The sequence below is a fragment of the Nitrospira sp. BLG_2 genome, from assembly GCF_049222245.1.
In genome coordinates, this window is record NZ_JBLYIG010000616.1 from 1 (window position 1) to 9,111 (window position 9,111).

The window sequence follows — 9,111 nt, forward strand, 5'->3', positions numbered from 1 at the left end:
CACTCCCCCCCAGCGCCAACTGTGAACGTCCACCTTCAGCGCCACATACGTCTCGGTGGTCGAGCCGGGAGATACGCCCGGTTCCTCCAGGTAGCCGGCAATTCTCTGGCCGGCGACATCCCATGCCGTATATTGGCCGAAGACCGTGTCTTGGGGGTCAATCGGTGAAATAGAACGGAGTACCTTCAGCTTTTCAGCCTGGATCTGGGACGCTTCGAAGGAAGTCGGCACTTCCATGCCGACGACGGTCAGCAATTGCGTCAAATGGTTCTGCACCATGTCACGCAAGGCGCCGGCTTCTTGATAATACGCCCCACGGTGTTCGACACAGAGGTCTTCGGCGACGGTAATTTCCACGCTCTGCACCATATTGCGATTCCACAGTAACTCAAAAATAGGTTTCGCGAAGCGAAAGGCCAACAGATTCTGCACGGTCTCTTTACCGAGATAGTGGTCGATACGATAAATCTGCGATTCGTTTAGAAATCGGTGTAAAAGGGTATTGAGCGCGCGGGCGGAATGAAAATCGTGACCGAAAGGTTTTTCAAAGACGACGCGTACCCATCCGTGGCCTTTCAGCAAACCGGCTTGATCGAGTAATTCCAAGGTTTCAGGCACAATCGTCGGGGGGAGCGCCAGATAGAAAATCCTGTTTTGCGGCAGGTTTCTGGCAACTTCAAGACGAGCGATACACGCGGCGAGGGTTTGATAATCCGTCAATTTACCTTCCCGCAGAGTCTGATAGTACAGATGGTCTTCACACCATTGCCTGAGATCAGGAGCGTTACGAGCGCCCGAATTGCGCAGCCCCTCATAGGCCCACAAGCGGAAAGCATCCGCGCTCATTTCAGGCAAGGCGGCTCCCACGATAAGCGTATTCTGCTTCTCCACCTCACCGTAGGCGCGCAAGTGAAACAATGCGGGCAGCAGTTTCCGTCGCGTCAAATCACCCGTCGCCCCCAAGATAATGAACAGATGTGGCTCGACCGTGTGCTCTTTCATCGTCCTTCGCCGTGATGATTCTTAGAATACGTTGAAGCTATGACTCATTCTTCCGCTTGTCAATGAACGAAACCCCTAAATCCTCTATCCTCCTTCGAGAACGGCACCGATCTACTCTTTCGGTTCCTCGATCGGACCGGCCCATTCGCCGTTCGCGAGCGATACCTCTTGAAAGCCGCCGTCCGGCCATTGGAACTCTCCGGCTTGATCGACAAGCACGATGAAGGGGTCCGCTTCGTGGGCCAGCCCGCGAAACCAGTACCACCCCGGCCTTGTCGGTTTGTCGTGGCTCCAACGATAGGTCGGCATCGGTTCTTCCTCATGTCCTGAACGGTTCGTCATACTCCCCGTCTTCGTGTTCTGGTAGAGTACATCTTCATTTGTGACCCTATCACGTCATGTCCGCACTTCCAATAGAAGATGTCCTGCCGTTAGTTCTCCGAGCATTGGAGGCCGGTCCGAATGCATTGCTGACCGCCCCTCCGGGAGCCGGCAAAACAACCCGCGTTCCGGTGGCGCTTCTGAACGCGCCATGGTTGTCGGGGAAAAAACTCTTGTTGCTCGAACCCCGGCGGCTCGCCGCGCGAGCGGCCGCTCGTCGCATGGCGGAAGGATTACAAGAGTCTGTCGGAGAAACCGTCGGCTATCGGATGCGTCTCGAAACGAAAATCGGACCGACGACTGCAATCGAGGTGGTCACCGAAGGGGTTCTGACCAGATTGCTCCAACAAGATCCGTCGCTGGAGGCCTATGGCATCGTGTTGTTCGACGAGTTCCATGAGCGAAGCTTGCAAGCGGACATGGGACTTGCCCTGTGCCTCGAAACTCAACGCCTCTTTCGCCCCGACCTTCGCCTCGTAACCATGTCGGCCACTCTGGACTGCGGTCCGGTCGCCGAAGTGTTGGGTGAAGCTCGCCTGATCACATGTGAAGGCCGGATGTTTCCTGTCGAGACTCGGTACCTTGATCAGCCGCTCACCGAACGGATCGATGTAGCGGTCTCGCGGCTCATCCGGCAATCACTCCTGAGAGATCACGGGAGTCTGTTGGTCTTCCTTCCGGGGATGGCGGAAATCCGTCGGGTCGAGCGAATATTGCTGGACTCCACCGTAGACGATTCCGTACAGGTCGCGCCGCTGCACGGCGATCTTCCCCAGGACATGCAGGATGCAGCGATTCGGCCGCCGGCTCCTGGGGTAAGAAAGGTCGTGCTTGCCACCTCCATTGCCGAGACCAGCCTGACGATCGAGGGTATCCGCGTGGTCATCGACGCAGGTCGTGTACGTATTCCACGGTACGACCCCCGTTCCGGCTTGACTCGATTGGATACGATTCGTGTCACAAAAGATTCCGCGGAACAACGCCGCGGAAGGGCCGGGCGACTGGAGTCAGGCATATGTTACCGGCTGTGGACCGAAAAAGAACACGCGATGCTTGCTCCCCGTCGTCCACCGGAAATTCTCGAGGCGGACCTCGCTCCTCTCATGCTCGATCTTGCCCAGTGGGGCGTGCATGATCCGGCGGAACTGTCGTGGCTTACGCCTCCGCCGGCCGGCGCAGTCGCTCGGGCCAGAGATTTATTGATTCAACTGGGAGCGTTCTCGGCCGATGGTCGGCCGACTGATCATGCCCGGCGAATGGTGGAACTTCCACTGCATCCCCGCCTCGCTCACATGATGCTTCGGGCCGTGCCATTGGGCCTTGCCGATCTCGCTTGCGAGGTGGCGGCGTTGTTGAGTGAGCGAGACATTCTCCATGGAGATCGTGAACGGCAGAACGCTGATGTGCGGGTCAGGCTGGACGTCCTGCGGGGGCGGTACGATTCCATCGGTCCGGAGGTGAATCCAGCCGCGGTCGACCGGGTGAGGCGAACGGCTCGACTATGGCGGAAACGGCTCATCAGTGAACAATCTCGTGAGGCGGCTGACACCGGATATGATTGTTCGAGCTCAGTCGGGCGGTTAGTCGCGCTTGCCTATCCTGATCGAATTGCCCGGCGGCAGTCCGATCGTGAAGCGCGTTACCGCCTTGTGAATGGCCGAGGCGCTCGGTTTAAGACAGCCGATCCCTTGGCCATGGAACCCTTCCTCGCGATCGCCGACTTGGATGGAGGCGATCAGTGGTCCGTGATCAATCTCGCTGCTCCGATCGCTCAACAAGATATTGAATCGCTTTTCCAGGACCGGTTGATTGAAGAAAAAGAAGTGACCTGGGACGGCGCCCTCAGCGCGGTTCGAGCCGTACGCCGGCAACGACTGGGAGCGATGATTCTTTTAGAGGAGGCCGCTTCTTCGCCTGATGTACACGAGGTCAAAGCCGCACTTTTACAAGGCATTCATAAATCCGGGCTGGAGGGACTATCGTTCAGTCGTGTGCTCCAACAGTGGCGTGCTCGGGTGATGTGGCTGAGACGCATTGATGGCTCACCATCAGAATGGCCTGATCTTTCGGATGAGACATTGCTTCAGACGGTGGATCAGTGGCTTGGTCCATACTTGATCGGCATCACCACTCTCGATCGGGTGAAACGGCTGGATCTGACAGCGCCATTCCATGCCTTACTGACACACGAACAACTGCGTCGTCTTGATCGTCTGGCTCCGACTCACATCACCGTCCCGAGCGGCTCCCGCCTTCCCATTGATTACGAGCAATCCGAGTCCCCGGTGTTGGCGGTACGATTGCAAGAAATGTTTGGTTGCAAGGACACTCCGCGCGTCGCGAATGGCAAGATTCCTTTGATCCTGCATCTCCTGTCTCCTGCCAAACGGCCCGTGCAGGTAACCCAAGATCTTGGCGGCTTTTGGAAGAGGGCCTATCAAGATGTCCGAAAAGAACTGCGCGGCCGATATCCCAAGCACCATTGGCCTGAAGATCCGATCGGTGCCGCGCCAACGGCTAGGGCAAAGCAAAGAAACCGAAGCTAGGGGTCTACCGTGTGGCTTGTTTTGCGCGGAAGAGTACATAATGCGCAATCCTATTCACTCAAAGCATACGGAGCATATGCCGTTACGCCATTGGTTGGAGAAAAAGCTTGCGCATGAAATAGACATACAGGGAATTGTCGTTGCGCTCGCATTGCTTGTGAGCGTGAGTGTATTCGCCGGAGGCTCGGACAATGGCCGTGGAGGCGAGGATCAACAATCTCCGTCGGTTTCCATGCAACTCGCACCAACCTTGAACACGGAGGAGACTGGGACTCTGCAGGATCCGGATGACGAAGCGGATCTTTCCGATACATCGATCAGGCGCGGTACATCCCGCTGAATTCGTGGTGGCTATCGCTCCGTCACCCGGTAACAGAACCAAGAGACCTTTGTGTAGGTGATTGCCCATCTTGTACTTGCCGTGATCTTCGTTATAATACGCCGGTCATGGCAAGCAAAACCCTAGTTCATATGCGGCACGGACTTTGGGTGCCGCTGGTTGTCCTCTTTAGCCTTCTGTTCGTACCTCGTGCCGGCGCAGACTTGCTTGAGATGGCCGATCTGATGGCTCATCCCGAAGTGTATGACCATAAAACCGTGGTGGTCATCGGCCTGGTGAAGGATGTTCAGCTGGTCAACGATCAGAAAGCCGAACCGACATTCAAATTTTTTCTGGCCGACGGCGTCGGCATGCTCAAAGTGACCAGCCGAATCCCCGTCCAGAACGGGGATCAAATCATCGTCGAAGGTACGTTCACCCGGCGTCGACAAGGCGGCCGTCTCACCGTCTACAACGAAGTGAATGCGCTCACCATTCGGCCGCTCAATCAGTTCAACGCCGACTTGGTAGGATAGAGTTCCGCGGGTCGCCGCTTCTTCCTCTCAACGCACTCCATTGCATCGCATCTCGGGTTCGAGGTCAGGCCGAACTGATGCCGGTCGGGTCGGCCAGGCTCTTTCCTAGTCTACAATCGAGCGGTTCTTCGAGAAGATAGTGATCGTCGTGACGGACATTCCGCATCAATCAACATAAGGGGAACCGGCCATGAAAAAGATTCTGTTATCGACCGCGCTGACGGTCGGACTCTTGGGCCTCGGTACCGCGACTCAAGCGGAAAATCCAAGTCAAAAAGAGGTTTCACCGACTCTTAAAGAGCGTCTGACGAAGGATACGATCAAGGGCACCTTGATGAGGACAGACGGCGAGTACTACTACATCAAGGATGACGACGGTAAAGAGCAGAAAGTACATGTCGACAAGAGCACGAAACTGGAGAAAGTGCTGCCGGGCGACATGGTGAAGGCCTATGTCACGGATCAAGGTCATACGACAACCTTGGAGCGCGTGAACTGAGGCGGTCGACCGGTCTATGTTCGAATGAGCCGATTGATCAGGAGGACAGTATGGCGCGGTACGGCAAACGTGCTCACAAGTCGGTCGAACGTGCGATGCACAAGCGGAAGAAGGGAACCCTCAAAAGCGAAAAGAGTAAGAAGCCCGTGAAGAGCCGCAAGCAAGCCATCGCAATCGGTCTTTCCCAAGCAAGGCGCAAAGGTGCCAAGGTTCCCAAGAAGAAAGCGGCATAATAACGGCTCATGGTTCTCGCTCACATTAGACGATGCAAAGCGTCAGTCTCATATGGGGTCTATTTTCTTTGTTCGGCATGCTGATCGGTTTTGTGCCGTTTTATGGAGCCTTCAACTGGGTGCTCATCCCCTTTGCCGTGATCGGCGCCATCGTCTCGGCCATTGCTCTCGGTACGGCACCCGCCGAATCCGGTATAGGCAAAGGCATGGCAGGGTTGATCAGCTGTGGGATCGCCGCGATCTTCGGGTTCATCCGACTGGTCGTCGGATTCGGGATCGTGTGAGGTCGTCACGCCTTGGCGCGACCTTGCTCCCACGCCCGAAATGCCGCTAAATCCTGTGCCATGCTGTGCAACAAGAAAGCCAGCACTGCCGCATCGTCGATCAAGCCGATACCGGGAATAAAGTCCGGGATGAAATCGACGGGGCTCAGTACGTAGATCAGCGCGGCGATGAGCAGGACGAGCGTCCGCATGGACAGGCCTCGATAATTGCCGGCTGTCCACGCCTTCACCAGTCGAAACAAAAGAGGAAGATCCGCCCAAAGACGACCGATCATACGCAATAACTCCCAGAACCTCGTCGATATCTTCATGCTCACCTCCGTGATGGCTGGTCTTGTATTCACGAACCGACAGCGCCGTCTAGAATAGCAAGGGACGGCGAGTTTAGGAAGCCATAGTCGGCCTCTAGTGAAATCATTCTTTCAGGGCACACGATCGAACGGTGCCTCGCTCATGATTTATCCTGCGGCGCCGAGACAATCGAGAATGTCGGGGTGGTCCGTCCGTGGCCCGCCCCGATCCGATAGAGTGCGAATCCCACCACGGTCATCATGGCAAGACCAGGCCATCCGCCATACGGCGGGACGGCAAACATCGTAAATGGGTCGGCGTTCATGCCAGGCCACAGGGCGGCGAGCGCGATCGGCACCGCAAGCATGATACCCATCAAGGCTTCACCGGTGATCAGTCCCGCGGCAAACAGCAATCCGCGTTGCGGCGGCTCATGCCCTTCACTCGTTCGCTTGGTTGCCCAAGCCGCAATCGCGCCACCCAGAAAAATGGTCGCCGAAAGTTTCAGCGGCAGGTAGATCCCGAGCGCCACGGCAAATACGGGGAACCTCATAGCACGACCACGGAGTTCTTGCCGCCGATCCGCCAGAATGATCAGAACCCCGATCACTGCACCCAGTCCCACGAGAGGCCAGGGTAATCCGGTCCCGAATACACTTCTGGTCAAGTTGGCCATTAATGTGGCCTGCGGCGCGCTAAGCGGATGTGGATGACTACCCGTCGGTTCGCCGATTCCGTACTTGGCTTGGAGGAGAGACAAAACCGGCACGAGGACCAGGGCGCCGGTCAGTACTCCGACCACCTGCATGACTTGTTGTTTCCATGGCGTCGCCCCGACCAGATGACCTGTCTTGAGGTCTTGGAGATTGTCTCCGCCCATTGCGGCGGCGCAGCAGACGACGGCTCCGATGACCAATGCGGCAGCCGGTCCCGCCGGATGTCCGGCCCCCATGAAGAGCACGAGCAGCAGAGCGGCGATCATAATGGTGGCAATCGTCACGCCTGAGACAGGGTTGCTGGAACTTCCGACCATTCCGGCCATATAAGCGGCAACCGACGAGAAAAGGAAAGCGGCAAGTGCCATGACGATCGTCATCAGCAGTCCGAGAGGGAGACTGTTCACAACCGTCGAATAGATCCAGGCCATCGGCAGAAGCGACAGGCCAAATGGCACGACGATCCACAGGAATGGAGCGTCCTGTTCCGTCCGTGGGAGGTCCGACGTATTTTCAGATGTCTCGGCACGTGCCCGAAGCATCTGGAGGCTCTTCCAGACCGGCTCACGCAATTTCGTGAGTGTCCACAGCCCGCCGGTCAGCATGGCGCCGATGCCGACATATCGAATCTGCCCGCTCCAGATCGATATCGCCGCCGCGAGGCCTGTCCGATCAGGGGGGAGCCCATGGACGAGCCCATAAGCGGGCATCAGGATCACCCATCCGATGCTTCCTCCGAGCCAGACGACCGCGGCTGTCTGTAGGCCGATGATAAAGCCGACGGCCAGAAGCGCCGGAGAAAGATTGAGTCCTGCGTAGAATACGGTACGCCCAATCTGAGCGGCCCCTTCCAGCGATTCCGACCACAGGCGCAGGCCGCTCTCACCGAACTTCACCAGGCCACCCAGCAGAGCGGCTGAGAAGAGCGACCGTGAATTTCGTGCGGATTCCCGTGAGCCGGCCGCCTTCGGTTCAACCGCGCCGATCTTGAGGACTTCCGCCGTGGCTACCCCTTCGGGAAACCGCAAGCGCGCCGTCACGATCAATGCCCGCCGCAGCGGAATTGTAAAGAGCACGCCCAGTATGCCACCGACCGCAGCGATGAGAACGGTCTGCCAATAGTCAAATTCAGACCAATACCCGACCAGCAGGAGTGCGGGAATCGTGAAGATGACGCCGGCCGCCAGCGCTTCGCCCGATGAAGCCGCGGTTTGAACGAGGTTGTTTTCGAGAATATTCGAGTCGCGAAACAGCCGCAGAATCGCCATGGAAGCGACCGCCGCGGGAATAGACGCAGACACCGTCATGCCGGCGAACAAGCCTAGGTACGCATTGGCCGATGCCAAGACCGCCGCCAGAACGACCGACAACACGACCGCTTTGACGGTAATCTCAGGAAGCGTGACCGTGGCAGGGATGAGGGGCTGGGATTTTTTCATGATAGCGGGTCATGATAATCGGCCGTGATCCATGCTATTCACGAAACAATCGGACGGGCACTCTTCGGCCCTTGATGCGAGCGCGTCCGAGTACGTCGATAATGCCCGAGGCCATGGATGCGGGCACATCAACGATGGAAAACCGCTGTTCGATTTCGATGGCACCGATGATATTGGAGTTGACTTTTGCCTCATTGGCAATCGCCCCCACCAAATCGCCGGGTCTGAGGCCTGCCTCACGCCCCGCCCCTATATACACGCGCGCCATCTCGACCGTTCGCCCGCCCTGTTGCGGCCGTCCAGTCGGCGGACGGTCTGCTCCGGCCGCTCGGTGAACCCGACCACCCGAATGCCGCGCATCCCGAATAGGCCGCCCAAATTCCGGTTGCCCGGCGGATATGACAGGAATGTCCTGTTCCTGACGCTCGCCACCTTGTGCGCGCACGAGCAATCAAACTTTATTACATCCCATCCGGTTCGCTCACCACGCCGGGGAACTATAGGCCTCTTACTGAACTACCGGAGGAATTCTTCGAAGGCAGCCGCAAGGAATCTCCGAAGCCAGCACTGCGACCTGTAAAATAAATTTTGGAGTCCACAGTCTATAGACTGTGGACTCCACTTTTTACAAACTCTTCACGATCTGCTGCACCAACCCCGGACCCGCATAGATCATCCCCGTGTAGACCTGCACCAGACTCGCTCCCAGGGCGAGTCTTTTCTTTGCATCTTCGGGGTTCATGATGCCTCCCACGCTGACGATCGGGATGCGCCCATCGATCTGTTTCACAACCTGACTCAACACCGCTTCACTGCGAAGCCTGAGCGGGCTACCGCTTAACCCGCCTGTTTCTCCCCGATGCTC

At 57.3% G+C, this 9,111-nt stretch carries 12 protein-coding genes; 6 read left to right on the plus strand and 6 right to left on the minus strand.

The features are described 5' to 3' along the window. Window positions 1–1,002 (minus strand): glucose-6-phosphate dehydrogenase (NADP(+)) (locus tag ACOSYY_RS16345; protein ID WP_421663783.1); only part of this gene is annotated, 1,002 nt, incomplete at its 3' end. Between the two features lie 111 nt (window positions 1,003–1,113). Then, entirely contained in the window at window positions 1,114–1,344 is a 231-nt protein-coding gene (locus ACOSYY_RS16350; RefSeq protein WP_421663785.1) for a hypothetical protein, read from the minus strand. A gap of 56 nt (window positions 1,345–1,400) precedes the next feature. Here ACOSYY_RS16350 and hrpB point away from each other — a divergent pair, with 56 nt between their 5' ends. From hrpB to ACOSYY_RS16380, 6 genes are all read left to right on the plus strand, one after another. Continuing rightward, window positions 1,401–3,929, plus strand: coding sequence for an ATP-dependent helicase HrpB (gene hrpB / locus ACOSYY_RS16355; RefSeq protein ID WP_421663787.1), 2,529 nt, complete (start codon window positions 1,401–1,403; stop codon window positions 3,927–3,929). 76 nt (window positions 3,930–4,005) lie between these two features. Next, window positions 4,006–4,269 (plus strand): hypothetical protein, encoded by a 264-nt coding sequence (locus ACOSYY_RS16360; RefSeq protein ID WP_421663788.1) that lies wholly within the window; start codon window positions 4,006–4,008, stop codon window positions 4,267–4,269. Between the two features lie 149 nt (window positions 4,270–4,418). Next, the gene (locus ACOSYY_RS16365) at window positions 4,419–4,784 is read left to right on the plus strand and encodes a hypothetical protein (RefSeq protein ID WP_421663789.1); all 366 of its coding nucleotides are present in this window, start codon (window positions 4,419–4,421) and stop codon (window positions 4,782–4,784) included. Between the two features lie 190 nt (window positions 4,785–4,974). Then, complete coding sequence (locus ACOSYY_RS16370) at window positions 4,975–5,283, plus strand: hypothetical protein (RefSeq protein WP_421663790.1); 309 nt, start codon at window positions 4,975–4,977, stop codon at window positions 5,281–5,283. A 50-nt stretch (window positions 5,284–5,333) separates the two neighbouring features. Then, entirely contained in the window at window positions 5,334–5,516 is a 183-nt protein-coding gene (locus ACOSYY_RS16375) for a DUF6496 domain-containing protein (protein ID WP_421663791.1), read from the plus strand. Window positions 5,517–5,548: 32 nt separating this feature from the next. Then, window positions 5,549–5,800 (plus strand): hypothetical protein, encoded by a 252-nt coding sequence (locus tag ACOSYY_RS16380; RefSeq protein ID WP_421663792.1) that lies wholly within the window; start codon window positions 5,549–5,551, stop codon window positions 5,798–5,800. A gap of 5 nt (window positions 5,801–5,805) precedes the next feature. Here ACOSYY_RS16380 and ACOSYY_RS16385 read toward each other — a convergent pair whose 3' ends face one another. From ACOSYY_RS16385 to ACOSYY_RS16400, 4 genes are all read right to left on the minus strand, one after another. Further along, window positions 5,806–6,111 carry a YkvA family protein gene (locus tag ACOSYY_RS16385; RefSeq protein WP_421663793.1) on the minus strand — a complete coding sequence of 102 codons (306 nt, stop codon included), beginning with the start codon at window positions 6,109–6,111 and terminating at the stop codon, window positions 5,806–5,808. Between the two features lie 140 nt (window positions 6,112–6,251). Further along, window positions 6,252–8,246, minus strand: coding sequence for an OPT family oligopeptide transporter (locus ACOSYY_RS16390; RefSeq protein ID WP_421663794.1), 1,995 nt, complete (start codon window positions 8,244–8,246; stop codon window positions 6,252–6,254). 34 nt (window positions 8,247–8,280) lie between these two features. Beyond that, a complete protein-coding gene (locus ACOSYY_RS16395) occupies window positions 8,281–8,691 on the minus strand; it encodes a DbpA RNA binding domain-containing protein (protein WP_421663795.1) in 411 nt (136 codons plus the stop codon). A gap of 180 nt (window positions 8,692–8,871) precedes the next feature. Beyond that, on the minus strand, window positions 8,872–9,111 hold a 240-nt coding region (locus ACOSYY_RS16400), incomplete at its 5' end, for a nitronate monooxygenase (protein WP_421663796.1).